At 62.1% G+C, this 26,215-nt stretch carries 22 protein-coding genes; 3 read left to right on the forward strand and 19 right to left on the reverse strand.

Annotated features, from left to right (window positions below):
- The 3 genes from pstA to pstS form a co-directional block, all read right to left on the reverse strand.
- Nucleotides 1–891, reverse strand: coding sequence for a phosphate ABC transporter permease PstA (pstA, locus tag F3J24_RS05435; RefSeq protein ID WP_167003293.1), 891 nt, complete (start codon nucleotides 889–891; stop codon nucleotides 1–3).
- Nucleotides 888–1,826 carry a phosphate ABC transporter permease PstC gene (pstC, locus tag F3J24_RS05440; protein WP_043005430.1) on the reverse strand — a complete coding sequence of 313 codons (939 nt, stop codon included), beginning with the start codon at nucleotides 1,824–1,826 and terminating at the stop codon, nucleotides 888–890. The genes pstA and pstC overlap by 4 nt, the downstream gene beginning before the upstream one ends.
- Before the next feature lie 173 nt (nucleotides 1,827–1,999).
- The gene (gene pstS, locus F3J24_RS05445; protein WP_167003295.1) at nucleotides 2,000–3,031 is read right to left on the reverse strand and encodes a phosphate ABC transporter substrate-binding protein PstS; all 1,032 of its coding nucleotides are present in this window, start codon (nucleotides 3,029–3,031) and stop codon (nucleotides 2,000–2,002) included.
- Between the two features lie 455 nt (nucleotides 3,032–3,486).
- Here pstS and F3J24_RS05450 point away from each other — a divergent pair, with 455 nt between their 5' ends.
- Nucleotides 3,487–4,968 carry a Ppx/GppA phosphatase family protein gene (locus tag F3J24_RS05450; protein ID WP_167003297.1) on the forward strand — a complete coding sequence of 494 codons (1,482 nt, stop codon included), beginning with the start codon at nucleotides 3,487–3,489 and terminating at the stop codon, nucleotides 4,966–4,968.
- 176 nt (nucleotides 4,969–5,144) lie between these two features.
- Here F3J24_RS05450 and ppk1 read toward each other — a convergent pair whose 3' ends face one another.
- The 5 genes from ppk1 to F3J24_RS05475 all read right to left on the reverse strand — a co-directional run bounded on the left by ppk1 (nucleotide 5,145) and on the right by F3J24_RS05475 (nucleotide 12,799).
- Entirely contained in the window at nucleotides 5,145–7,211 is a 2,067-nt protein-coding gene (gene ppk1, locus F3J24_RS05455; protein WP_167003513.1) for a polyphosphate kinase 1, read from the reverse strand.
- Nucleotides 7,212–7,676: 465 nt separating this feature from the next.
- Entirely contained in the window at nucleotides 7,677–9,011 is a 1,335-nt protein-coding gene (gene glmM / locus F3J24_RS05460; protein WP_167003299.1) for a phosphoglucosamine mutase, read from the reverse strand.
- A gap of 36 nt (nucleotides 9,012–9,047) precedes the next feature.
- Entirely contained in the window at nucleotides 9,048–9,896 is an 849-nt protein-coding gene (gene folP, locus F3J24_RS05465; RefSeq protein ID WP_167003301.1) for a dihydropteroate synthase, read from the reverse strand.
- A 71-nt stretch (nucleotides 9,897–9,967) separates the two neighbouring features.
- Nucleotides 9,968–11,890 (reverse strand): ATP-dependent zinc metalloprotease FtsH, encoded by a 1,923-nt coding sequence (gene ftsH, locus F3J24_RS05470; RefSeq protein WP_003067340.1) that lies wholly within the window; start codon nucleotides 11,888–11,890, stop codon nucleotides 9,968–9,970.
- Nucleotides 11,891–12,136: 246 nt separating this feature from the next.
- Complete coding sequence (locus tag F3J24_RS05475) at nucleotides 12,137–12,799, reverse strand: RlmE family RNA methyltransferase (RefSeq protein ID WP_003053442.1); 663 nt, start codon at nucleotides 12,797–12,799, stop codon at nucleotides 12,137–12,139.
- A gap of 32 nt (nucleotides 12,800–12,831) precedes the next feature.
- Between F3J24_RS05475 and F3J24_RS05480 the strand changes: the two genes are divergently transcribed.
- Both F3J24_RS05480 and F3J24_RS05485 read left to right on the forward strand, forming a co-directional pair.
- Complete coding sequence (locus tag F3J24_RS05480) at nucleotides 12,832–13,302, forward strand: YhbY family RNA-binding protein (RefSeq protein ID WP_034358731.1); 471 nt, start codon at nucleotides 12,832–12,834, stop codon at nucleotides 13,300–13,302.
- Between the two features lie 62 nt (nucleotides 13,303–13,364).
- Nucleotides 13,365–14,123: a glycosyltransferase gene (locus F3J24_RS05485; RefSeq protein ID WP_205244605.1), complete on the forward strand. Its 759-nt coding sequence runs from the start codon at nucleotides 13,365–13,367 to the stop codon at nucleotides 14,121–14,123.
- Between the two features lie 129 nt (nucleotides 14,124–14,252).
- Here F3J24_RS05485 and F3J24_RS05490 read toward each other — a convergent pair whose 3' ends face one another.
- The 11 genes from F3J24_RS05490 to lpxD form a co-directional block, all read right to left on the reverse strand.
- The gene (locus F3J24_RS05490) at nucleotides 14,253–15,137 is read right to left on the reverse strand and encodes a Kdo hydroxylase family protein (RefSeq protein WP_167003303.1); all 885 of its coding nucleotides are present in this window, start codon (nucleotides 15,135–15,137) and stop codon (nucleotides 14,253–14,255) included.
- A 46-nt stretch (nucleotides 15,138–15,183) separates the two neighbouring features.
- Nucleotides 15,184–15,603 carry a DUF4149 domain-containing protein gene (locus F3J24_RS05495; protein WP_167003305.1) on the reverse strand — a complete coding sequence of 140 codons (420 nt, stop codon included), beginning with the start codon at nucleotides 15,601–15,603 and terminating at the stop codon, nucleotides 15,184–15,186.
- A gap of 118 nt (nucleotides 15,604–15,721) precedes the next feature.
- Nucleotides 15,722–16,198, reverse strand: a complete 477-nt coding sequence (greA, locus tag F3J24_RS05500) for a transcription elongation factor GreA (protein ID WP_003053437.1) — start codon at nucleotides 16,196–16,198, stop codon at nucleotides 15,722–15,724.
- Between the two features lie 220 nt (nucleotides 16,199–16,418).
- Nucleotides 16,419–19,670, reverse strand: coding sequence for a carbamoyl-phosphate synthase large subunit (gene carB, locus F3J24_RS05505; protein ID WP_167003307.1), 3,252 nt, complete (start codon nucleotides 19,668–19,670; stop codon nucleotides 16,419–16,421).
- The gene (carA, locus tag F3J24_RS05510; RefSeq protein ID WP_167003309.1) at nucleotides 19,663–20,835 is read right to left on the reverse strand and encodes a glutamine-hydrolyzing carbamoyl-phosphate synthase small subunit; all 1,173 of its coding nucleotides are present in this window, start codon (nucleotides 20,833–20,835) and stop codon (nucleotides 19,663–19,665) included. Before carA ends, carB begins: the two co-directional genes overlap by 8 nt.
- A gap of 172 nt (nucleotides 20,836–21,007) precedes the next feature.
- Nucleotides 21,008–21,799 carry an RNA methyltransferase gene (locus F3J24_RS05515; RefSeq protein ID WP_167003311.1) on the reverse strand — a complete coding sequence of 264 codons (792 nt, stop codon included), beginning with the start codon at nucleotides 21,797–21,799 and terminating at the stop codon, nucleotides 21,008–21,010.
- Nucleotides 21,800–22,015: 216 nt separating this feature from the next.
- Entirely contained in the window at nucleotides 22,016–22,747 is a 732-nt protein-coding gene (gene rnhB, locus F3J24_RS05520) for a ribonuclease HII (protein ID WP_167003313.1), read from the reverse strand.
- The gene (lpxB, locus tag F3J24_RS05525; RefSeq protein ID WP_167003315.1) at nucleotides 22,710–23,906 is read right to left on the reverse strand and encodes a lipid-A-disaccharide synthase; all 1,197 of its coding nucleotides are present in this window, start codon (nucleotides 23,904–23,906) and stop codon (nucleotides 22,710–22,712) included. The genes rnhB and lpxB overlap by 38 nt, the downstream gene beginning before the upstream one ends.
- Nucleotides 23,907–23,956: 50 nt before the next feature.
- On the reverse strand, nucleotides 23,957–24,754 hold the full coding sequence (gene lpxA / locus F3J24_RS05530) for an acyl-ACP--UDP-N-acetylglucosamine O-acyltransferase (protein ID WP_167003317.1): 798 nt from the start codon (nucleotides 24,752–24,754) through the stop codon (nucleotides 23,957–23,959).
- A gap of 6 nt (nucleotides 24,755–24,760) precedes the next feature.
- Complete coding sequence (gene fabZ, locus F3J24_RS05535; RefSeq protein WP_003053425.1) at nucleotides 24,761–25,201, reverse strand: 3-hydroxyacyl-ACP dehydratase FabZ; 441 nt, start codon at nucleotides 25,199–25,201, stop codon at nucleotides 24,761–24,763.
- Nucleotides 25,201–26,202, reverse strand: coding sequence for a UDP-3-O-(3-hydroxymyristoyl)glucosamine N-acyltransferase (gene lpxD, locus F3J24_RS05540; protein ID WP_167003319.1), 1,002 nt, complete (start codon nucleotides 26,200–26,202; stop codon nucleotides 25,201–25,203). The genes fabZ and lpxD overlap by 1 nt, the downstream gene beginning before the upstream one ends.
- Between the last annotated feature and the right edge of the window lie 13 nt (nucleotides 26,203–26,215).

Consider the following 26,215-nt stretch of genomic DNA (forward strand, 5'->3'; position numbering starts at 1 on the left):
TTATTTCTGACGGGTGATGAAACGCGCCAGGATATTCAGACCCAGCACAGCCACCGTGATGAGGAACACACCGGCCCAGGCCAGTTGCTGCCAGTTCTCATAGGGGCTCATGGCAAATTTGAAGATGGTCACCGGCAGGCTGGCCATGGGCTTGCTCATGTCGGCATTCCAGAACTGGTTGTTCAGCGCCGTGAACAGCAGCGGAGCGGTCTCGCCCGCGATACGGGCCACGGCCAGCAGCACACCGGTGATCACACCGGCACGGGCCGCACGCAGGGTCACCATGATGATGACCTTCCACTTGGGCGTGCCCAGTGCATAAGCCGCTTCACGCAGGCTGGCGGGCACCAGCACCAGCATGTTTTCCGTGGTCCGGATAACCACGGGAATCACGATCAGCGCCAGCGCGATCACGCCGGCCATGCCGGAAAAGCTCTTGAAGCGCACCACCACCACGGTGTAGACAAACAGACCGATGACGATGGAGGGGGCCGACAGCAGAATGTCGTTGACGAAGCGCGTGGTGGAAGCCAGCCAGCTCTTCTTGTCGTACTCGGCCAGGTAGACGCCGGCCATCACGCCGATCGGAGTGCCGACAAAAGTGGCCAGCGTCACGATCATCAGCGAGCCCCAGATGGCGTTGGCAATGCCGCCCTCTTCGTTGGGCGGAGGCGTCATCTGCGTAAACAGGGCGAAGTTCAGACCGCCCACGCCCTGGCGAATGGTTTCCCAGAGAATCCAGACCAGCCAGAAGACACCGAACAGCATGGCGGCCATGGACAGGGTCAGCGCAATCTGATTGAGGCGCTTGCGCCTGTCGTACTTGGCCTGACGCACGGCAGCCAGGTCGGCCGCATCAAGCATCTTGGCGGAGGTGGAGGTCGGGCTCATGAGCGGGCTCCTTCGTTCTTCTGCAGGCGGTTGAGCAGGACCTTGGAGCAGGCCAGCACCACGAAGGTGATGAAGAACAGCACCAGACCCAGATAGATCAGCGATGCCTGATGCAGACCTTCGCCGGCTTCGGCAAACTCATTGGCCAGGGCCGAGGTGATGCTGTTCGCAGCCTCGAACACGGACAGCGAGTTGAGCTGGTTCATATTGCCGATCACAAAGGTCACGGCCATGGTCTCGCCCAACGCGCGGCCCAGGCCCAGCATGACGCCGCCCAGCACACCGGTCTTGGTATAGGGCAGCACCACTTTCCAGACCACTTCCCAGGTCGTGGAGCCCAGACCGTAGGCCGACTCCTTGAGCAGTGCCGGCGTGACCTCGAACACATCGCGCATCACCGAGGCGATGAAGGGGATGATCATGATGGCCAGGATGATGCCGGCCGAGAGAATGCCGATACCGACGGGAGGCCCGGAGACAAAGGCGCCCAGATAGGGCACGCCGCTCAGCAGGTTCTGCAGCGGCTGCTGCACATAGGTGGCCAGCACGGGGCCGAACACCATCAGACCCCACATACCGTAGACGATGGATGGCACTGCGGCCAGCAACTCGATGGCCGTTCCCAGGGGGCGCTTGAGCCAGGCGGGAGAGAGTTCCGTCAGAAATAGCGCGATGCCGAAGCTCACGGGCACGGCAATCAAGAGCGCGATGGCCGAGGTGGCCAGCGTGCCATAAATCATGACCAGGCCGCCGTAGCGATTCTGGACGGGGTCCCAGACACTGCTGGTCAGAAAGCCCAGACCATATTCCGAAATGGCGGGCCAGGCGCCGACGATCAGCGAAGCCATGATGGCCAGCAGCAGCACCAGCGTCAGAATCGCTGCACTGCGTGCCAGGCCACCAAACAAACGATCCGCCATACGTCCCGAGATCATCGGAGCACGTGGCGGAGAAGGAGAGCGTCGCTTGGCGGCATCGGTGGAGGCAGCAGCCAGCGAACTGGAGGGCGACGTAGTGGACACGTGAGCGCCTTTATTCGCAAAGGGTTGAAACAAGCAGCGGAGATGCCGTCCGGCACGGCAGTCCGCTGCTCACTGATTACACGAGATTACTTGGCAACAACCTTGCCCGAAGTGTCCTTGATGTCGTTCCAGGACTTGTAGATCACGTTCTTGACGGATTCGGGCATGGGCACGTAGTCCAGATCGGCAGCAGTCTTGTCACCTTGCTTGTAGGCCCACTCGAAGAACTTCAGCGAAGTGGTGGCCTGGGCAGGCTTGTCCTGGGTCTTGTGCATCAGGATGAAAGTGGCCGAGGTGATGGGCCAGGCGCTCTTGCCGGGCTGGTTGGTCAGGATCTGGTAGAAGCTCTTGGCCCAGTCGGCGCCAGCAGCGGCAGCCTTGAAGGTATCGTCGTCAGGAGAGACGAAAGCGCCTTCCTTGTTCTGCAGCTGTGCGTAGGTCAGCTTGTTCTGCTTCACATAGGCGTACTCGACGTAGCCGATGGAGTTGGGCAGACGGCCCACAAAGGCGGCAACGCCTTCGTTACCCTTGCCGCCGGCACCGGTGGGCCAGTTCACAGCCGTGCCTTCGCCAACCTTGTCCTTCCACTCGGCGTTGACCTTGGAGAGGTAGTTGGTGAAGCCGAAGGTGGTGCCGGAGCCGTCAGCGCGGCGCACGGGAGCGATGGCAGCATCAGGCAGCGCCACGCCGGGGTTCAGAGCGACAACGGCGGGATCGTTCCACTTGGTGATCTTGCCCAGATAGATGTCGCCCAGCACCTGGCCCGACAGCTTCAGCTGGCCGGGAGCCACGCCCTTGATGTTGACCACGGGAACAATGCCGCCGATCACGGTGGGGAACTGCAGCAGACCCTTCTTCTGCAGCTCTTCATCGGTCAGGGGAGCGTCCGAGGCACCGAAGTCCACGGTCTTGGCATCGATCTGCTTGACACCGGCGCTGGAGCCAACGGACTGGTAGTTAATCTTGACGCCAGTGGCCTTGTTATAGTCAGCAGCCCACTTGGAATACAGAGGAGCCGGGAAGCTCGCACCGGCACCTGTAGCTTCCTGGCTGGCGTTGGCAATACCTGCGGCAGACAGAGCACCAGCTACCAGAACGTGAATCAAGGACAACTTCATGAAACGACCTCTTAGGGTTGAAAGATTCGATGGAGTGGACTTTAAAAACCTTTTATGACAGCGTCGTGACATGAAAATTTCAAGGCGCAACCGAGTGAAAGACGTTCAATCTGGTCATGCAATTGTCATATTTCATTCGCAAACTGCTGAGCCTTGACCTACATGCTCGGTCTCCGAGTAAAACCACAGGTAACAGCTTGTCGCAAGGCCGATGCCGGGGCACTGGCAATGTATGACATAGTCTGTCACACAGCGTGAGACCCCTCGGCGACGGCAAGGACCGGCAATATCTGCAAATACCTGACTTGGCATAGGCTGAACTTTGCCCCCTGATAGCCCAATGACGGCGCATATTGCATATTCCACTGCCCGATGCATGTGTCGTCAGCTCCCTCACGCTCATGCTCCACTCGTGCTCCAACCCGCATAACAACAACGCATTGATTGGCTCAGAAATGGCTCCAGAATCGCTGCTTGCCGCCGTAGACCTTGGCTCCAACAGTTTTCGCCTTGAAATAGGCCGCATCGGCTCGCATCAACGCATAGAGCGTGTGGAATACCTCAAGGAAACCGTGCGCCAGGGCAATGGCCTGAACTCGCGCCAGGAACTCTCGCGCGAGGCCATGGAGCGCGGCTGGGACTGCCTGGCGCGCTTCGGCGAGCGCCTCAGAGGCTTCGATGCCACGCATGTGCGCGCCGTCGCCACCCAGACCCTGCGCGAGGCCCTGAATGCCGACGAATTCGTGACGCATGGCAGCCAGCTGCTGGGCTTTCCCATCGAAGTCATTGCCGGCGAGGAAGAAGCCCGGCTGATCTATCGCGGCGTGGCCAGCTCGCTGCCGCCCAGCCAGCAAAAACGCCTGGTCATCGACATTGGCGGGCGCTCCACCGAGATCATCATCGGCCAGCACAGTCAGCCGCTACAGGTGGCATCGTTTGCGCTGGGCAGCGTCTCCTGGAGCAGTCGCTTCTTCAGCGATGGCGCACTGAACAAGGCCAATTTCCAGGCCGCCGTTGCTGCCGCCAAGCAATGCCTGGCCCAGGCCCAGTTCGCCTACCCGGGCACCGCCTGGGACTGCGCCTATGCCTCCTCGGGCACGGCCAATGCCGTGGCCGACGCCCTCACGGCCCAGGGCCTGGACGGACAGGTGATCACCCCCGCCAAGCTGCGCCACCTCTACGAGATGCTGCTGGATATCGGCCATGTGGACCGCCTGCGCATGCCGGGCCTCAAGGAAGATCGCCGCCCCGTGGTCGCGGGCGGCATCAGCGTGATGATGGCCGTGGTCGACCTGCTGGGGATTACCGAGCTCGAAGTCGCCCAGGGAGCGCTGCGCCAGGGGGCCCTGCACGACCTGCTCGATCACGAGCCTCCTGCCGACAAGGAGGCCGCCGAAATCAGCGCCCTGCAGCTGGATTTCGGCGTGGATGTCCCCCATGCCCTGCGCGTGCAGCGCATTGCCACCGAGCTGTACCAACAGATCCTGCCCGCCGAAACGGCGGCGCAGAGCGCGCAGGCCCTGGCCATTGCGGCGCAGCTGCATGAAGTCGGCATGCGCGTGGCCCTGAGCAACTACCATCGCCACGGTGCCTACATCGTCGAGCATTGCGGCCTGGCCACCTGGGAGCCGGAGTTGCGCCAGCGCATCTGCCAGCTGGTGCTGGGCCACCAGGGCAAGCTGCGCAAGCTGGAGGACGCCATCGACGAGCCCCAGCTGGCCCTGCCGCTGATGGCGCTGCGCATTGCCGTGCAGCTGTGCCACACCCGCCGCGAGCCGGACATGAAGGGCATGCAGATCAAGCGCTCGGGATCGGAATGCAAGTTCTCCACCCCCGCAGGCTGGATGCTGACCTATCCACAATCCGCGCGCCTGCTGGAAGAGGAAGCCATGGCATGGAGCAAGACGCCCTGGAGCCTGAAGCTGCAGCTGCGTTGATGTGACCGGCCATTCGGCCGCCGCCCGGCAAAGATAAAGGGACTGCCTTGCAGTCCCTTTTTTTGCATTCGGCCATCAAAAAAGAGAGCTTCTAACGGCTGTCAGATAATGATTTCAGCATGTAAAACATCTGAAATCCTTTACTAACAAGCGCAACCAGCTCCTTCTTTGATAACTTAGAGGCTCTTGCCACCGTAGCGCACCATCAGCGCCTGCTGGGCGCCCTTGCCCTCCAGGGGGCGCTCGGGCTTCTGGTAAGCGCCCGAAGCATCCAGCGTCCAGGCATCGCGGTCATCGCCCAGATAGGCCACCAGGCACTCGTCAATCACGCGCTGGCGCAGCTTTTTGTCAAGCACCGGCCAGGCCAGCTCCACGCGGCTGAGCATATTGCGATTCATCCAGTCGGCGCTGGACAGCAGCAACTCTTCCTCCTGGCCCCAGGCGAAGTAGAAGACGCGCGAATGCTCCAGGAAACGGCCGATGATGGAGCGCACGCGGATATTGTCCGTCACGCCCGGGCGCTGGGCCGGCAGCATGCAGGAGCCGCGCACGATGAGATCGATCTGCGCGCCCTTGCGGCCAGCCTCGACCAGAGCGCGAATCAGCGGCTCGTCGGTCAGCGCATTCATCTTGAGCACCATGCGCGCCTTCTCGCCCCGCGCCGCTGCGGCGGCCACCAGGCCGATCAGCTCCAGCATGCGGTTTTGCAGATGGAAGGGTGCCATGACCAGCTTTTGCAACTTGGGCATGGTGTTGTGACTGGAGAGGTGGCGGAACACCGCATCCATATCGGCCGTGATCTCGTCATTGCAGGTCAGCTGGCTGATGTCGGTGTACAGACGCGCGCTGCGGGCGTTGTAGTTGCCCGTGGACAGATGGGCGTAGCGCTTGAGCTGGTTGTTGCGCTTTTCACGCCGCGTGATCAGCAGCATCTTTGCGTGGGTCTTGAGACCGACCACGCCATACACCACCTGCACACCCAGCGATTCCAGCTTTTCCGCCCAGTTGATGTTGGCCTCTTCGTCAAAGCGCGCCTTGAGCTCCAGCACGGCCAGCACTTCCTTGCCGCGGCTCACGGCCTCGGCCAGCAGGCTCATGATCTCGGAGTCGGTTCCCGTGCGGTAGATGGTCTGCTTGATGGCCAGTACCTGCGGGTCGTTGACGGCCTCGCGCAGCAGCTCCAGCACCCCATCAAAGCTCTCGAAGGGCTGGTGGATGATGATGTCGCTCTTGCGCATCTGCGCCAGGATGGAGCGGCCGGGCACGAGCTGGGTGGGCCAGGCTGGCTTCCACTTGGGAAACAGCAGGGCCGGGTCGTCGACCAGATCGATCAGCTGCATCTGGCGCACCAGATTGACCGGACCCTTGACGCGGAACAGCGCCTCGGCCGGCAGGCCGTACTGCTCCAGCAGCAGGTCAGAGAGCACCACGGAACATGAGGAAGACACTTCAAGGCGCACGGCCTGACCGTAATGGCGGTGGTGCAGGCCCTGGCGCAAGGCCATGCGCAGATCCACCACATCGTCCTCGTCCACGGCCAGATCGGAGTGGCGGGTGACGCGGAACTGGGAGAACTCGGACACTTCCCGGCCCGGGAACAGCTCGGCCAGATGGGCACGCACCACGCTGGAGATGCTGACGAACAGCTTTTGCTTGCCCGAAATCTTCTCGGGCAAGCGGATCAGGCGCGGCAAGGCCCGCGGCACCTTGACGATGGCCACCTCGTTGGCGCGCCCGAAGGCATCCACGCCGTTGAGGCGCACGATGAAATTCAATGCCTTGTTGGCAACCTGCGGAAAGGGGTGCGACGGATCCAGGCCCACCGGCATCAGCAGGGGCTGGACCTCGCGCATGAAGTACTCGCGCACCCATTTGCGCTGCGCCACGCTGCGCTCGCCGTGCGAGACCAGGCGGATCGCATGCTTGTCGAAGGCAGGAATGATGGCCTGGTTGTAGAGCTGGTACTGCCTGGCGACCAGGCCGTGGGCCGTGGTCATCAGTCGCTCGAAGCTGGCACGCGAGTAGGTGCCCTGCTCGTCCCCCACCTTGGCGGCCGAGACATGAGGGGCGCAGCGCACCTCGAACCACTCGTCGAGATTGGAGGATACGATGCACAGATAGCGCAGGCGCTCGAGCAACGGCACATCCTCGCGCTCGGCCCAGCTCAGCACGCGCTCGTTGAAGACCAGAATGCTCTGATCGCGGTCCAGCAGCTCCAGAGTCGGCTCGATCACAGGCGGCATGGTTACCTCGTTCTTGGACGCCGCCCGGCGTCGGCGTGGCGTTTTGGCAGGGACGGAAGATGCCGCAGGGGCCGCATCGGAAACGGCAGCAGGCACCTCATGGTGCCCGGTGCCGGCGGCTTGCGCAACTGCAGGCGACTCGCCCGCAGCGCCTTTCACGGTACCGCCCTGCTCCGCTGCTGACACCAGCGATAGATGCGCCAGCCCCAGGGATGCAGGCCCCGCATCTTGCGACTGGCTGCCGGTCTGCGAGGCTGCGGCGCAATCCTGCCCTGAAGAAGAAGTGATGGAAGCGGAAAAGAAAGAATCGGAACCAGGTACGGATTGGGACATGTGGCAGCAGCCTGCGAAAGCTTGAAGCGCCCCTGAGGGCATGCCCGCAGTCTGCCGGTGGTTTATGACAATTGCATGACCAAAATATGACTGTCATCGTTGTTCATGACAATCACCCTGCCCTGTGCAGCGTCAGCTGGTCCTGACCACCTCGGCAAGGCGCTCGGCACAGTTGTTGGCCATGTCCGCACTTCTGGCCTCGACCATGACGCGCACCAGAGGCTCGGTGCCGCTGGGGCGGATCAGCACGCGGCCGTCGCTGCCCAGCAGCTTCTCGACAGCCGCCTGCTCGCCGGGGAGCTTGGCGTTGTTTTTCCAGTCCTGTCCCGGCTGCAGGCGCACATTGATCATGACCTGGGGAAACAGCTTCACGGACTCCAGCCACTGGGCCATGGTCTTTTGGGAGCGCACGCAGGCCTGCAGCACCTGTAGCGCACTGACCAGGCCGTCGCCGGTAGTGTGCTTGTCCAGCGCCAGCAGATGGCCCGAGCTTTCGCCACCCAGCTGCCAACCCTTGGCAGTGAGTGCTTCCAACACATAGCGGTCTCCGACCTTGGCACGCACAAAGCCCACGCCCTGCGCCCTGAGCGCCTGCTCCACCGCCATATTGGTCATCAGGGTTCCGGCCACGCCGCTCACCGCATCTCCGCGTGCCAGACGGTCGGCTGCCATGAGATAGAGCAGCTCGTCGCCGTTGTAGAGACGGCCCTGCGCATCGACCAGCTGCAGCCGGTCGGCATCGCCGTCCAGTGCCACACCGTAGTCGGCCTTGTTGGCGCGCACGGCCCTGACCAGCGCCTCGGGATGGGTCGCACCCACGCCCTCGTTGATATTGAGGCCATCCGGAGAGCAGCCGATCTCCACCACGCTGGCACCAAGCTCATGAAAGACCTTGGGTGCAATCTGATAGGCCGCGCCATGGGCCGCGTCCACCACGATCTTCAGACCGCGTAGTGACAGGCTGTGATCAAAGGTGCTTTTGCAGAACTCGATGTAGCGACCGGCAGCATCGGCCAGACGCCGTGCCTTGCCCAGAGAGGCCGAGTCCACCCAGACGGGGTCTTCCTTGAGGGCCGCCTCCACATCCTCTTCCCAGGAATCGGGCAGCTTGGTGCCTTCGGCACTGAAGAACTTGATGCCGTTGTCATAGAACGGGTTGTGGCTGGCACTGATGACCACCCCCAGACTGGCGCGCTGGGCACGCGTCAGATAGGCCACGCCCGGTGTCGGCAGGGGGCCAAGCAGCATGACATCGACACCGGCAGAGTTGAAGCCCGATTCGAGCGCGCTCTCCAGCATATAGCCGGAGATGCGAGTGTCCTTGCCGATCAGCACCAGAGGACGCTCTTGCGTACGGCGCAGCACACGCCCGACGGCATGCGCCAGGCGCAGGGCAAAGTCAGGCGTGATGGGCGACTTGCCCACCGTACCGCGAATCCCGTCGGTGCCGAAGTACTGTCTTGCCATAGTTTCGTTGTCCTTTTTAGATTCAATACTCTGTCGTCAGGCCTGCAGTGCTTGCGCATCATGCATGGCCTGCCAGACGGCCAGCGCTGCCACCGTGTCCTTCACGTCGTGGACACGCACAATTCTGGCCCCTCGCTCGACCGCCAGCAATGCCGCCGCCACGCTGGGCACCATGCGCTGATCAACGGGCAGGCCGCTGACCTGCCCCAGAGAGCCCTTGCGCGACCAGCCTGCCAGCAGCGGGAAGTCTAGGTCCAGCAACTCACGCTGATGTGCAAGCAAGGCAAAATTTTGTACCACGCTCTTGCCGAAGCCAATACCGTAATCCCAGGCGATGCGCGAGCGCGCGACGCCTGCATCGAGCAAGGGCTGCGTCGCCTGCAGCAGAAAGTCCCGCACCTGCGCCACGGCGTTGCCCTGCATATGCTCCAGATGCATGTCCTGCGGGGTCTTGTGCATATGCATCAGGCACACGCCACAGCTGCCGTGCCGGCTCACCACCTCGAAGGCGCCGCTCTGGCCCAGCGCCCAGATGTCATTGATGATGTCTGCTCCGAGATCCAGGGCGGCCGCCATGACTTCGGGCTTGTAGGTATCGATGGAGATGGGCACATCGAGCTTGACGGCCTCCCGCAGCACGGGAAGCACACGCGCCAGCTCGTCCTCCAGGCTGACTGCGGGTGAGCCCGGCCTGGTGGATTCGCCGCCTATGTCCAGAATATGCGCGCCCTGTGCCAGCAGCAACTCTGCATGGGCCATGGCCTGGGATACCCCGGCATGCTTGCCGCCGTCGGAAAAGGAATCCGGGGTCACATTCACGATGCCCATGACCTGGGGCTTGTCAAGCTGCAAGAGAAAACGCGAGGTTTGCCAGTGTTGCGACATAGATCTTCAGATATCTGAGAGTACAAAAACAAAAGGCCCCTGAGGGACCTTTTGTTGCGGAGACTTGGCGCTCAAGCCGTAGTCGGTGAAGGCTCGGCATTCGATGCGGGATTGCCTCCAGAGGAGTTGCCGCCATCCGACGAGGGCGGATTGCGAGGCGTCCAGTCCTTGGGAGGACGAGGCTCCTTGCCGGCCATGATGTCGTTGAGCTGTTCGGCGTCGATCGTCTCCCAGTCCAGCATGGCCTTGGCCATGGCGTGCATCTTGTCGCTGTTGTCTTCGATCAGCTTGCGCGCCAGTGCATATTGCTCGTCGATGATGCGACGCACTTCGTCGTCGACCTTCTGCATGGTGGACTCGGACAGATTGGAGCCTCGGCTGAAGGTACGACCCAGGAAAGGCTCGCCTTCCTGCTCGGAGTAGACCATAGTGCCCAGCGCATCGCTCATGCCATAGCGCGTCACCATGTCGCGGGCGATCTGGGTCGCACGCTCGAAGTCATTCGAAGCACCAGTCGTCATCTGGTTCATGAACACTTCTTCGGCGATACGTCCGCCGAACAGCATGGCGATCTGGTTGAGCATGTACTCCTTGTCGTAGGAGTACCGGTCCTTCTCGGGCAGGCTCATGGTCACGCCCAGCGCACGGCCGCGCGGGATGATGGTGACCTTGTGCACGGGGTCGCACTTGGGCAGCAGCTTGCCGATGAGGGCATGGCCGGCTTCATGGTAGGCCGTGTTGCGGCGCTCTTCCTCGGGCATGACCATGGTCTTGCGCTCGGGGCCCATGATGATCTTGTCCTTGGCCTTCTCGAAGTCCTGCATCTCCACGGTGCGCGCATTGCGGCGAGCCGCCATCAGAGCCGCTTCGTTACAGAGATTGGCCAGATCGGCACCCGACATGCCGGGCGTGCCGCGCGCGATGATGGCGGGGTTCACGTCCTGGCCCACAGGGATCTTGCGCATGTGCACATTGAGGATCTGCTCGCGGCCGCGGATATCGGGCAGCGTCACATAGACCTGGCGGTCGAAACGACCGGGACGCAGCAAGGCGGCATCCAGAATGTCGGGGCGGTTGGTTGCAGCCACCACGATCACACCGAGATTGGTCTCGAAACCGTCCATCTCGACCAGCATCTGATTCAAAGTCTGCTCGCGCTCGTCGTTGCCGCCGCCCATGCCAGCGCCACGCTGGCGACCGACAGCGTCGATTTCGTCGATGAAGATGATGCAGGGTGCATTCTTCTTGGCGTTTTCGAACATGTCACGCACGCGAGCCGCGCCCACGCCGACGAACATTTCAACGAAATCGGAACCCGAGATCGAGAAGAAAGGCACCTTGGCCTCGCCCGCAATCGACTTGGCCAGCAGCGTCTTGCCGGTGCCGGGAGGGCCGACCAGCAGCAGACCACGGGGAATGCGGCCGCCGAGCTTCTGGAACTTGTTGGGGTCCTTGAGGAAGTCCACGACTTCCTTGACTTCTTCCTTGGCCTCATCGGCACCAGCCACGTCGGCAAAGGTGACGGTGTTGCTGTTTTCGTCGAGCATGCGCGCCTTGGACTTGCCGAAGCTGAAGGCACCGCCCTTGCCGCCGCCCTGCATCTGGCGCATGAAGTACACCCATACGCCGATCAACAGCAGCATGGGACCCCAGCTCACGAGCAGCGTCATGAGCAGCGAGCCTTCTTCACGTGGCTTGACGTCGAACTTGACGTTGTTGTTGATCAGGTCGCCCACCAGGCCACGATCCAGATAGGTGGCAGTGGTGCGGATCTTGCGATCATCGGTGGTGGTGGCTACGACCTCGGTACCGCCGGCACCTTCCTGAATGGTGGCGCTCTTGATACGGTTGTTGCGCACTTGCTCCAGGAATTCCGAGTAGCCAACATGAGAGGCACCGCCAGCACCTCGGGTGTCAAACTGTTTGAACACCGTAAACAGCACCATGGCGATGACCAGCCAGACGGCGACTTTTGAAAACCACTGATTGTTCAAGCGGGGCTCCAATGGAATATTCAGACGTAAAGGCCCGGAGGGGACTCCAGACCTAGTTGAGGTTCATTTTAGGTGTTTCAAGCGCCCAGGACGCCTATTTCCCCCTATAGCGGCCATAGGCAAGCTATGGTCCGACAGGCAATCGGCTCTAAGCCTGTGTTTTATCAGGGCTTTGCGCTATCAGTTTCACCGGCTTGCTGCAGCAAGGCATAAGGTCAAATGCCCCTATGCAAGCCGGCGACTGCGTCAGGAGCCCTGCTTCAGCCCCATCCCTACCAGGAATATCTCGGCAGACCGGTCGCGCGATGCCTTGGGCTTGATGGGCTTAACCACCTTGAAGGTCTGCTTGAACAGATCCACTAGCTCGTTATAGCCGCTGCCGTGGAAAAGCTTGACCACCAGCGCGCCCTCGGGCTTCATGTTGTTGATCGCGAAATCAACCGCCATCTCGATGAGTACCGCGACCCGCGCGCCGTCCGTGGCGCCATGGCCGGACAGATTGGGCGCCATGTCCGAGACCACTACGTCGGCCTTGCCGCCGCCCATGGCTTCCTCCAGCTGCGCCAGCACCGCCTCCTCACGGAAGTCGCCCTGGATGTAATGCACGCCCTCGATAGGCTCCATGGGCAACAGGTCCAGCGAGATGATGCGGCCGTTGAGCTCGCCCACGGCCGCACCGCTGGGCGAGAGACGGCGGCGCACATACTGGCTCCAGGCGCCGGGCGCGCAGCCCAGATCCACCACGGTGTGACCGGGCTGAATCAGCTTGAGCGACTCGTCAATTTCCTTGAGCTTGTAGGCCGCGCGGGCACGATAACCGTCCTTCTGGGCTGCTTTCACATACGGGTCATTGATGTGGTCGTGCAGCCAATTCTTATTGACCTTCTTGCTTTTGGTTTTGGTTTTCATGCCTGAATTCTCGCAGCCTTGATAATACGGGTATGCCCCAAATTGAATTAACTCCCGCGCAGCGCCGGGAACACCGCGCCGAAGCCCACCATCTGGACCCCGTCGTCCTCATCGGTGGCGATGGTCTGACCACTGCCGTTCAGAAGGAAGTGGACGCCGCACTCAATGCCCATGGTCTGATCAAGGTCCGCGTTTTCGGCGACGACCGTGCAGCCCGCGAGCAGGTCTATCAACAACTTTGCGACGAGCTGAACGCCGCCCCCATCCAGCACATCGGCAAGCTGCTGGTGCTGTGGCGCCCGATTCCCGAAAAGGAAAAGGCCTTTGATGAAGACCGCATGCCCGGTCCTCGCGACGTCAAGGTGCTCAAGTTCGGCCGCGCCGGCCAGAAGCCCGAAGTCAAGCAACTGCGCGTGCTCGGCAACCAGCGCCTGACCGCCGGCGGCACCATCAAGCGCGCCAAGCCCAAGCAGAAGTCGGTCAAGAAAGGCCGTCAGGACTGATCTGCCGATCGGCCCCGCCTGCCCGTCCATCCGCCTTATTTCCTCGCCGAGACCGCCAACCCATGGTTCAGACCACACAGCAGCCACGCCATATTCTTTGCATGAAATGGGGCACCAAATACGGCCCGGAGTACGTCAACCGACTCTATGCCATGGTGCGCCGCCATCTCAGCGGAGATTTTCGCTTTGTCTGCCTGACCGACAGCACAGAGGGGATTCGCTCCGAAGTGGAGTGCTTTCCCATTCCCGACCTGAACATTCATCTGGCTCCCGGCCAGCGTGACGGCGCCTGGAAGAAGCTGACCACCTTCGAGCGCGACCTGCATGGCCTCAAGGGCCAGGCGCTGTTCCTGGACCTGGATGTGGTGATCGTGGGCAGCCTCGACGAGTTCTTCACGCTGCCCGGCGACTTCCGCATCATTCACGACTATCCGCGCTTCTGGCGCTTTGGCGAGCGCATTGTCGGCAACTCCTCGGTCTACCGCTTCGAGCTGGGTGCCCATGCCGATGTGCTGGAGCATTTCCGGGCGAACACCGAAGAAATGCGCGCCAAGTACCGCAACGAGCAGGAGTACCTGTCGCACTTTCTGCACAAGCAGGGCAAGCTTGACTACTGGCCTGCCGCCTGGTGCCCCAGCTTCAAGTACTACTGCATTCCGACCTGGCCCAGCAACTACTGGAAGGAGCCGCTGCCGCCCGTCGATGCGCGCATCGTGATCTTCCATGGCGAAGTGAACCCGCCCGACGCCCTGGAAGGCCGTCGCAACAAGCGCTTTCGCCATATCGAGCCGGCCAGGTGGATCGAGAAGGCCTGGGGCTGAAGAACGGCTGCAGCTGCAGCCTCCAAAACAAAAGGCGTTGACCGCGAGGTTCAACGCCTTTTTTGTGCCCGCCTGAACTATGGATCAGCGCGAGCCCAACCTGCCGAGCCAGCTCGGCTGCCTGCGGTGTCAGCGATACTTGGCATCGACCAGCGGATGCCCCTTCATGCGCGAGAGAATCGACAGCGGGCTGGCCGTAGGGTTGTATTCGCTGCCGGGCGGCAGGAACAAGGTCTGCTCCAGCATGTACTGCCCCGACATGACGGCATGCACGGCCTGATCGGAAAAGCACACCCAGGAGGAACCTGCCGCGAAAGGCACGGTCTCCTGCGGCGCGTTCTTCTGGTAGTCAGCGTCGCCCTTCATGCCGTCGTGCAGCTGCAGCATCAGGTGGTCGTATTCGCTGCGATAGGACTTGGTCACATGCAGCAGCTCCAGTGCCTTGGCCTGCCAGGCGCTGTAGGGCTTGGCACGCGGCACGAAGCGCTTGGCCACATCGGTGAAGGGCTCGCCTACACGCCAGACGCGCGGCTGGCCATCGGGGTTGACGTTGGTGAACACGCGCAGAATGCGCTCGCCATAATTGGGCCGCGAAGGAAACGCATCCACATGCATGCGCTTGTCGTCGGCACGCCAGGACTGCGCCCGCGTTTCCACCTGCGAAGGGCGGTAGCTGGTGGGCGCCATGCGTACCACCGGCATATAGGCGGGAAACAGCCCTGCGATCAGCGCCGTGGCCTGCTCGCGAAAGCGTCCGACCATGGCCGCCACCTGGGCCTGCGTGGCCTCGTCGCCCGCCACGCCCTTGATCGAGCCATCCACGTTGAGGCTGATATTGCGTCTCTTGGGATCGCGCACATCGGGGCGCAGCAGCGTTTTTTCCTGTTCGGAGAGCTGAAAGCTCAGCTGCGGAAAGTACAGCACCTTGCCGGCTTCGACGGCAGCAGTCCATTCATCGCGCCCCTGGACCTGGCTCCAGTCGGTCGCGTCGATTTTTACGATTTGAGATTCCATGGCCTGGGCAGTGTACTCCCCGGAGCTGGCGCGGGCTTGCACTGGATCAAGCCGGCTTGCGCGCGCCCGCCACACGCCACAGCACGATGGCGGCGCACAGCCACTGCAGCGCATACATGCCGGTGCCCACGCTGTGCCAGAGCTTGAGGTTCTCGCGCGCCACGATCTTGGGTGACACGCCGTACTGCACCAGCAGGGCCAGCAACATGCCGGCAATCACAAAACCGATAGCTGCTTGCGCCCATTGCTCAATCTTTTCAGCATGTTTTCGCTTTGAAAACACCAGCAGAAGAGCGCAACATGCTATGGAAATCCAGGTCTGCGCGGCGAACAGCTTGGCCGCCATAAAGCCCGCCAGAGCCGGCGTGGGCAGGTTGGCAAACAGCATGGGCACGGCCACAAAGCCGATGGCGCTCAGGCTGCCCCACCACAGAGCAGCAAAAAAGAAAGGCAAGCGTTCAAACATAGTTACTGATCCAGGTAATCGGCGCGACACCCAATTCAGCAGAGACAGCAAGCAAGGGCCGCCCCGCAGCGAAGCTGTCGTCCCCTTGAGGGGAAGGCGCAAAGCGCCTCAGGGGTGGTCAAATATATTTAACGCCTACGATCTCGTAGCGGCGCTCGCCGCCCGGGGCCTGCACCACGGCGGTATCGCCCTCTTCCTTGCCGATCAGGGCGCGAGCAATCGGGCTGGACACATTGATCAGGCCGTGCTTGAGATCGGCCTCGTCCTCGCCCACGATCTGGTAGGTCACGGCCGAGCCGCTGTCTTCGTCTTCCAGATCCACGGTCGCGCCGAACACCACGCGACCGCCGGCATCCAGCTCGGTCGGGTCGATGACCTGCGCGGCGGACAGCTTGCCTTCGACCTCGATGATGCGGCCTTCGATGAAGCCCTGCTGCTCCTTCGCGGATTCGTATTCGGCGTTTTCGCTCAGGTCACCCTGGGCACGGGCCTCTGCAATGGCTTGAATGACCGCGGGACGATCCACCGTCTTCAGGCGTTGCAGTTCCACCTTGAGCTTTTCTGCTCCGCGCTTGGTGATTGGGATGGTGGCCATGATCAAGTCTCCAAATTCAGCAAACGCCGCGCCCAGCGCGGCACCTCTCGCACAGGCCTGAGTGACAACGTCAAACAGGGGCCTGTGCCCCAAAAGCAAACCGCCGCACGTTGCCGCGCGGCGGTTCAAATACATTACCGCAGATTATGCCGTGTTTGCTGCGGCACAAGTGCGGTAAAAACCCGGCAGCCCTTGCGGGCTGCTTCGGGCGTCAGCCTTTTCAGGCCTTGGTCAGCATGGCATGCAGCTCTTGCACCGAGTGCACGTCCAAACTGCCGCGCATGGCCTTCATGCCTTCCACGGCCGCTTCCGCGCCGAAGATGGTGGTGAAAGTGGTCACGCGTGCCAGCAGCGCGCTGGTACGGATCTGGCGCGAGTCGGCGATGGCGTTGCGGCGCTCTTCCACGGTGTTGATGACCAGGGCGATTTCGCCGTTCTTGATCATGTCCACGATGTGGGGGCGGCCCTCGGTGACCTTGTTCACCGTCTGCACCTCGATGCCGGCCTCGGCAATCGCCGTGGCCGTGCCGCGTGTGGCGCACAGGCTGTAACCCATGGCGGCCAGTTCCTTGGCCACGGCCACGGCACGGGTCTTGTCGTTGTTCTTCACCGACAGGAAGACCTTGCCTTCGGCAGGCAGGTGCACGCCGGCACCCATCTGGCTCTTCACAAAGGCTTCGCCAAAGGTCTTACCCACGCCCATGACTTCACCGGTGGACTTCATCTCGGGGCCGAGGATGGTGTCCACACCGGGGAACTTCACGAACGGGAACACGGCTTCCTTGACGCTGAAGTAAGGCGGCGTGACTTCCTTGGTGATGCCCTGCTCGGCCAGAGTCTGGCCGGCCATGCAGCGCGCAGCCACCTTGGCCAGTTGCACGCCGGTGGCCTTGGAGACGAAAGGCACGGTGCGCGAAGCGCGGGGATTCACTTCCAGCACGTAGATCACGTCCTGGCCGTCCGCTTCCTTGATGGCGAACTGCACGTTCATCAGGCCCACCACATGCAGGCCTTCGGCCATGGCGGCGGTCTGGCGCTTGATTTCAGCGACGGTTTCGGCCTTCAGGTAGTAAGGAGGCAGCGAGCAGGCGGAGTCACCGGAGTGAACGCCGGCTTGCTCGATGTGCTCCATCACGCCGCCGATGTACACGGCGCCGGTCTTGTCGCGTACGCAGTCCACATCGCACTCGATGGCGTTGGACAGGAAGTGGTCCAGCAGCACGGGAGAGTCGTTGGAGACCTTCACGGCTTCGCGCATGTAACGCTCGAGGTCGCGCTGCTCGTGCACGATTTCCATTGCACGGCCGCCCAGCACATAGGAAGGGCGCACCACCAGGGGGTAACCCAGGCCAGCAGCCTTTTCCAGGGCTTCGGCTTCGGTACGCGCAGTGGCATTGGGAGGCTGACGCAGACCCAGTTCGTTGAGCAGCTTCTGGAAGCGCTCGCGGTCTTCGGCGGCATCGATCATGTCGGGCGTGGTGCCGATGATCTTCACGCCTTCGCGCTCCAGGCCCAGGGCCAGCTTCAGAGGCGTCTGGCCACCGTACTGCACGATCACGCCTTCGGGCTGCTCCACATCCACGATTTCCAGCACATCTTCCAGCGTCAGGGGCTCGAAGTACAGGCGATCGGAAGTGTCGTAGTCGGTGGACACGGTTTCGGGGTTGCAGTTGACCATGATGGTTTCGTAACCATCTTCGCGCATGGCCATGGCGGCGTGCACGCAGCAATAGTCGAACTCGATGCCCTGGCCGATACGGTTGGGGCCACCGCCCAGCACCATGATCTTCTTCTTGTCCGTGGGAGCAGCTTCGCACTCTTCGTCATACGTGGAGTACATGTATGCGGTGTTGGAAGCGAACTCGGCAGCGCAGGTGTCCACGCGCTTGAACACGGGACGCACCTTCAGCGCCTTGCGCGCTTCGCGCACGGCCTTGTCGCTGGTGTGCAGCAGCTTGGCCAGGCGGCGGTCAGAGAAGCCCTTTTGCTTGAGGCTGCGCAGGGTCTGCGCATCCAGAGCCGCCAGAGCGCCTTCACCCTTTTCTTCGTACAGCTCGTCCAGCTCGAGTTCGATCTTGACGATCTCTTCGATCTGCACCAAGAACCACTTGTCGATCTTGGTGATGTTGTGCACTTCGTCCAGCGACCAGCCGGCAGCGAAAGCGTCACCCACATACCAGATGCGGTCGGGACCGGGCTCGCCCAGTTCCTTTTCCAAGATTTCGCGGTCCTGGGTCTTTTCGTTCATGCCGTCCACGCCGACTTCCAGACCGCGCAAGGCCTTCTGGAAGGATTCCTGGAAGGTACGGCCGATGGCCATCACTTCGCCCACGGACTTCATCTGCGTGGTCAGGCGGTTGTCGGCAGCAGGGAACTTCTCGAAGGCGAAACGCGGGATCTTGGTGACCACGTAGTCGATCGAAGGCTCGAACGAAGCGGGGGTCTTGCCGCCGGTGATTTCGTTCTTGAGTTCATCCAGCGTGAAGCCCACAGCCAGCTTGGCCGCGATCTTGGCGATGGGGAAGCCCGTGGCCTTTGAAGCCAGTGCCGAGGAACGCGAGACGCGGGGGTTCATCTCGATGACGATCATGCGACCGTCCTTCGGATTCACCGAGAACTGCACGTTGGAGCCGCCCGTGTCCACACCGATTTCGCGCAGAACGGCCAGAGATGCGTTACGCATGATCTGGTATTCCTTGTCGGTCAGTGTCTGGGCCGGCGCCACGGTGATGGAGTCACCGGTGTGCACGCCCATGGGGTCCAGGTTTTCGATGGAACAGACGATGATGCAGTTGTCAGCGGTGTCGCGCACCACTTCCATCTCGTACTCTTTCCAGCCCAGCAGGGATTCTTCGATCAGCAGCTCGTTGGTGGGCGAAGCCTCCAGACCGCGCTTGCAGATGGTTTCGAATTCCTCGGGGTTGTAGGCAATGCCGCCGCCGGTGCCGCCAAGCGTGAAGCTGGGGCGGATGACGGTGGGGAAGCCCATCTGCTTTTGCACGGCCCAGGCTTCGTCCATGGAGTGGGCGATGCCGGAGCGCGCGGAGCCCAGACCGATCTTGGTCATGGCGTCCTTGAACTTCAGACGGTCTTCGGCCTTGTCGATGGCTTCCGGCTTGGCGCCGATCAACTCGACCTTGTACTTGTCCAGCACGCCGTTTTTCCACAGGTCCAGCGCGCAGTTCAGCGCGGTCTGGCCGCCCATGGTGGGCAGGATGGCATCGGGGCGTTCCTTGGCGATGATCTTCTCGACCGTCTGCCAGGTAATGGGCTCGATGTAGGTGACGTCGGCCGTGGCCGGGTCGGTCATGATCGTGGCGGGGTTGCTGTTGATCAGGATGACCTTGTAACCCTCTTCGCGCAGGGCCTTGCAGGCCTGCACGCCGGAGTAGTCAAACTCGCAGGCCTGACCGATCACGATGGGACCGGCGCCAATGATCAGAATGCTTTTAAGGTCGTTGCGCTTAGGCATTGTTGTGTTTCTCCATCAGCGCTGTGAAGCGGTCAAACAGATAGCCGATATCGTTGGGGCCGGGCGATGCTTCGGGGTGACCCTGGAAGCAGAAGGCAGGCACATCGGTGCGCTCCAGACCTTGCAGCGTGCCGTCAAACAGGCTGATGTGCGTGGCGCGGGCATTGGCGGGCAGCGACTCGATCTCTACCGCAAAACCGTGGTTCTGGCTGGTGATGCTGACGCGGCCGGAGTCCAGGTCCTTCACGGGGTGGTTGGCGCCGTGATGGCTGTTCTGCATCTTGAAGGTCTTGGCGCCGGAGGCCAGAGCCATGATCTGGTGACCCAGGCAGATGCCGAACAGAGGCTTCTTGGCGGCCATGATCTCTTGCGCAGCGGCAATAGCGTAGTCGCAAGGCTCGGGGTCGCCAGGGCCGTTGGACAGGAACACGCCGTCGGGGTTCAGGGCCAGTACATCCTTGGCAGGCGTCTGGGCAGGCACCACGGTCACGTCGCAGCCGCGCTCGGCCAGCATGCGCAGAATGTTCTTCTTCACGCCGAAGTCGTAGGCCACAACCTTGAATCGGGGCGCTTCGAGCTTGCCGTAGCCTTCGCCCAGCTTCCACTCGGTTTCAGCCCAGGGATAGGACTTGTCGGTGGTCACGACCTTGGCCAGATCCAGACCCTTCATGCTGGGTGCGGCCTTGGCTGCGGCGATGGCCTCGTCGATCTTGGCCTGGGTGACTTCTTCACCAGCGGCCAGACCCACGATTGCGCCGTTCTGCGCGCCGTGATCACGCAGCAGTCGCGTGAGCTTGCGGGTGTCGATATTGGCGATGGCGACGGTCTTACCTTCGGTCAGGTACTCGGACAGCGTCTGTGTGCTTCGGAAGTTGCTGGCCAGCAGGGGCAGGTTCTTGATGATGAGACCTGCGGCATGGATCTTGTCAGCTTCGACGTCTTCAGGATTGACACCGTAGTTGCCGATGTGCGGATACGTGAGTGTCACGATCTGCTGGCAATAGCTGGGGTCGGTGAGGATTTCCTGGTAGCCGGTCAGCGAGGTGTTGAAAACGACTTCGCCAACAGTGGTGCCTTGCGCACCAATCGAGTTGCCAATAAAGACCGTGCCGTCTGCGAGCGCCAGAATGGCGGATGGGAAATTTCCCTTGAGAGACAAAAGCACTGGGTTCTCCGGTTTTTTAATTACGGTTACGCCCAACGAAGCCCCGGCGTGTGCGCTGGGACATTTGTGTCTGCAGGGAATGGCGAGGAAGCGTCGCTAGGCGTATGAAGGAATGCTTGAAAGCCGCCCATTATAGGCTCTCTCCGCTTCACCCCTTTGAAGCGCCCCGGGATTACCCTCTACGGCGTAGCATGCTTACGCTGCTCGCGTGCAGGCAGATCGCGGCCGCTGCGGCCACATTGAGTGACTCCTCACCTCCAGGCTGCGCAATGCTGATGCGGCACTGCGCCATCTCCATCAGCGCCTCGCCCACGCCCTGCCCTTCATGCCCCATGGCCCAGGCACAGGGCCAGGGCAGATCCGCCTCATGAATCAATGTCCCCTGATGGGAGCTGGTCACTACCAGGGGCACTTGCAGGCCTTGCACATCCTCGACCGAGGCCGCCTCGACAAGATGCAGACCGAAGTGAGCACCCATTCCAGCGCGCAGCACCTTCTGACTCCACAGCGCGGCCGTACCCTTGAGCGCCACGATCTGGGTGAAACCGAAGGCCGACGCGCTGCGCAGGATGCTGCCCACGTTGCCTGCGTCCTGCACGCGGTCCAGCACCACAGTGGCAACGCCCGGCTGCACCTGCACACCCGCATCCCAGTCCATCACATAGCCCATGCGGGCGGGAGACTCCAGACTGCTGATCTCGCCGAACAAGGCATCGGCCAGCACCACGACCTTGCTGGCGACCTGCACCCACTCTTCGGGCGCCTGAGGCCAGAAAGACTGCGCAAAAACAGCAACCTTTGGTTTCAGACCCCGCACAAGGGCCGCACGGCAAAGATGATCGCCTTCCAGCCAGACCTGGCCCTGCTTGCGGTAGGCCGTGCTGTCCTGGGACAGGCGGCGCAGCTCCTTGACGAAAGCGTTGTCGCGCGAATGAATGTCCGTGACCTGGGGGCGTGCAGCCATGTCGACCTCTGAGAAAAAACAAAAACCCAGCACGCAAGCGCCTGGCCGGGCCTGAAACAAGAACACGACTTACGCAAAACGAGTTCAAGTGCGACGACTGCCTCAGAAGACAGGCCGTTGTGGCATTCTTGTTTGCGCAAGTCCCAAAGAAGATAGAGCTCCCGAGCCGGCCCTGCGCCCCACTCGGGAATGCAGGTCCAGGCCATCAGGCGCGCTTCAGACGTAGAGCAAAGCCTGCGACATCTGCAGGCTGGAAGTCACCCCCGACAGCCCGGTCTCGCACAGCACGGGCTGGGCCGTGCCGCCAGCGCACACCTGGCCAGCTTGCAGCACCTGCGCCACGGGGGCAAAAGAGCGCCTGTGCTCGGCCGTCGCACCATGGGCACGCAAGGCCTGCAGATGCGCGGCCGTGCCATAGCCCTTGTGTCCGGCGAAGCCATACTGCGGATACTGGGCGTCCAGGCGTTCGCACCAGCGGTCGCGCGTAACCTTGGCCAAGATGGAGGCCGCCGAAATGGCCTGTACCAGCGAGTCGCCCTTGACGATGGCCTCGGCCTGCACATCGATCTGAGGCAGCTGGTTGCCATCCACCAGCACCAGCACGGGCTTGAGGCGCAAGCCCATCACCGCGCGGCGCATGGCCAGCAGCGTGGCCTTGAGGATGTTGATCTCGTCGATCTCCTGCACCGAGGCCTGCGCTATGCAAAAGCACAGCGCCTTGGCGCGGATCTCGTCGTAGAGCACCTCGCGGCGGTTGGCCGTGAGCTTCTTGGAATCGTTCAGCCCGGCAATGGGCTTCATGTCGTCCAGAATGACGGCGGCCGCCACCACCGGGCCGGCCAGCGGGCCGCGCCCTGCCTCATCCACCCCGGCAACCAGCCCGGGCGGATGCCAGGGCAGGCAGCCTTGCTCAAGCAGCGGGGGTGGCAATGATTTTTTGGATCGCATGGGCAGCCAGTTCGGCGGTATCGCGGCGCAGTTCGTGATGTAGCGCGGTGAAGCGCTCAACCAGCGCTTCAATGGTGGCAGGAGAATCCTGGCTGGCTCTGAGCCAGCCCAGCGCGGCCTGGGCCAGTGCCTCGGGCGTTGCCGCATCCTGCAGCAGCTCGGGCACGACGAAGTCGCCGCACAGAATATTGGGCAGCCCCACCCAGGGCTGCAGTTGCTTGCGCTTCATGAGGCGCCAGCTCCAGGGGTGCATGCTGTAGCTGATGACCATGGGGCGCTTGTAGAGCGCGGCCTCCAGCGTGGCGGTGCCGCTGGCAATCAGCGTGCAGTCGCAGGCAGCCAGCACATCGTGGGACTGGCCCTTGACGATGAGGCATTGCTCCTGCATGCCGGCCTCGGCCGCAATGCGCTGCACCTCCTCGTACAGGGAAGGCACGGCCGGCACCACGATCCGAGTCTGCGGCAACGCCTTGCGGACCAGCGCTGCCGCCTTGAAAAAGCCCGAGGCGATATAGCGCACTTCAGAGCGGCGGCTGCCGGGCAGCAAGGCCAGCACCAGACCCTCTTCGGCCAGGCCCAGGCGTGCACGCGCAGCCGCCCTGTCGGGATGCAAGGGAATCACCTGCGCCAGCGGATGGCCGACGTAGGTGGCTTCGATGCCATGCTGGGCCAGCAGTTCGGGCTCGAACGGAAAGATGCACAGCACATGGTCAGCCGCGCGGCGGATTTTCGCCACGCGATCGGCACGCCAGGCCCAGATCGAGGGGCAGACGAAATGCACGGTCTTGATGCCGGCTTCACGCAAGCCGGTTTCCAGCCCCAGGTTGAAGTCTGGCGCATCCACACCCACGAAGACCGAAGGCGGATGCGCAATCAGGCGCTGGCGCAGCTTTTTGCGGATACCAAGCAACTCGGCCACGCGGGCCAGCACTTCCCAGCTATAGCCGTGCACGGCCAGACGCTCAGACTGCCACCAGGCATCGAAGCCTCGCTCCTGCATTCTGTCGCCGCCGATCCCCATGGAGCTTGCATCGGGCCAGCGCTGACGCAGACCATCCAGCAACAGCGAAGCCAGCAGATCGCCCGAGGCCTCGCCTGCCACCATGGCGATGCGGGGCGCTACGGAATCTGCAGCAGCTTGCGCTTGCTTATTGGGCATTTCAGAGCTATTCAAGACTCAAATCCAGATGGAGACAGCGCAAGCCGCTATCAACGTGTGATGCCGCTGGTGGCCGATGCCAGAAAGGACTGCATGAAGTCCACATCCTGCACGGCTTCGGGCGTTGCCGACTTGATCGCATCCATGGCCGCGATGGCCTGCTCCAGCGTCAGGCCCTGGCGGTACAGCAGCTTGTGCATCTCGCGCACCGCGGCAATGCGTGCATCCGAGAAACCGCGGCGCTTGAGACCGATCAGATTCACGCTGCGCGCGGCCAGCGGATTGCCATCCACCGTCATGAAGGGGGGCACATCCTTGTTCACATGAGCCTGAAAGCCCACCATGGCGTGTGCGCCGATGCGCATGCGTTGCAGCACGCCGGTCAGCCCACCGATGGTCACCCAGTCGCCGACATGCACATGGCCTGCCAGCGTGGTGTTGTTGGCCAGCGTGGTCTGGTTGCCGATGACGCAGTCATGCGCGATGTGCACATAGGCCATGATCCAGTTGTCATTGCCGATGGTGGTTTCGCCGCGGTCCTGCGTGGTACCCGTGTTGAAGGTACAGAACTCGCGCACCGTGTTGCGGTCGCCTATCACCAGCCGCGTGGGCTCGCCCGCGTACTTCTTGTCCTGGGGCTGCGCACCCAGCGATGCAAACTGAAAGATGTGGTTGTCTTCACCAATCGTGGTGTCGCCCTCGATCACGCAATGCGCGCCCACCTTGCTGCGGGCGCCAATACGCACCCTGGGGCCAATGACGGCATACGGCCCCACCGACACCGAGGCGTCGAGCTGGGCCGCAGGGTCCACCAGGGCGGTGGGATGAATCAAGCTCACAGCCGCCATCAACGCTTATCCCACGTGACGCATGGTGCACATCAGCTGGGCTTCGGCAGCCACTTCGCCATCCACGCTGGCAACGGCGTTGAACTTCCAGATGCCGCCGCGCACGCGGTCGATGGTGATCTCCAGGGCCAGCTGGTCTCCCGGCACCACGGGGCGCTTGAAGCGCGCCGAGTCGATGCCCACGAAGTAGTAGATATTGTTTTCATCGGGCACCTGACCCATGGCATCGAAAGCCAGCAGGCCGGCAGCCTGGGCCAGCGCTTCAAGAATCAGCACGCCGGGCATGACGGGGCGGCCGGGAAAATGCCCGGTGAAGAACGGCTCGTTGAAGGTGACGTTCTTGATCGCCTTGATGCGTGTGTTGCGCTCAAGCTCCAGCACCCGGTCCACCAGAAGAAAGGGATAGCGGTGAGGCAGTTGCTTGAGAATTTCTTGAATATCCATCATCAATTTCCGTTGTTGCTTTGCCGGCCCTCAGCCAGCGCTTGTTCAAGCTTCTTGACCCGCTCCCGGAGCGTGTACAACTGCCTGAAGGTTGCAGCGTTCTTTTCCCATTGCTCGTTTTCTTGCAACGGAAAGATGCCTGTATAAAAACCTGCCTTGGGCAAGGAGCGAGTGACCATGGAGGTCGGCGAAATCACCGTACCGTCCGCAATCGTCAAATGCCCCAGGATATTGGCCGCACCACCGATCTGGCAGTGCCTGCCAATGCGCGCACTGCCGGCAATACCGGTATTACCGGCAATCACCGTATGCGCACCAATATGGACATTGTGGGCAATCTGCACGAGATTATCGATCTTGACGCCGTCTTCGATGATGGTGTCGTCGAGTGCCCCACGATCCACGCAGGTGTTGGCGCCGATTTCCACATCATTGCCGATGCGCACGGCACCCAACTGCTCAATCTTCTCCCATCGGCCTTCCGATGGAGCAAAGCCGAAACCATCGGCTCCGATAACCACGCCCGGATGCACGATGCAGCGCTCGCCCACCACACAACCCTGGCCTATGGTGACACGCGACTTCAGCACCGTATCGGCACCGATGACGGCGCCCGCCTCCACCACGCACTGCGGCCCAACATAGGCATTGGCATGCACCTGGGCCGTGGCATCCACCACGGCGCTGGCATGAATGCCGCAGGGCCTGCAGCCTTGCTGATGCGCCTTCCACCACTGGGTGGCACGCGCGAAATAGGCATAGGGATCGGCCGTGACAATGCAGGCACCGCGCTGCGCCGCCTGATCGCGCAGCGCCGGCGCCACAATGACACAGGCCGCCTGTGAGGCGGCCAGTTGCTGGCGATAGCGGGGATTGCTTAAAAAGCTCAGATCACCATGACCCGCAGAGTCCAGCGGAGCGATGCGCGAGATGGTCATCTCGCGCTCGCCGCCGATCAGTTCTCCACCGAGCGCATCGAGAATCTGTCCCAATAGAACGCTCACGAAAGTATCCCTA

It is taken from the genome of Comamonas sp. Tr-654 (assembly GCF_011752915.1).
Taxonomy (GTDB): domain Bacteria; phylum Pseudomonadota; class Gammaproteobacteria; order Burkholderiales; family Burkholderiaceae_C; genus Comamonas.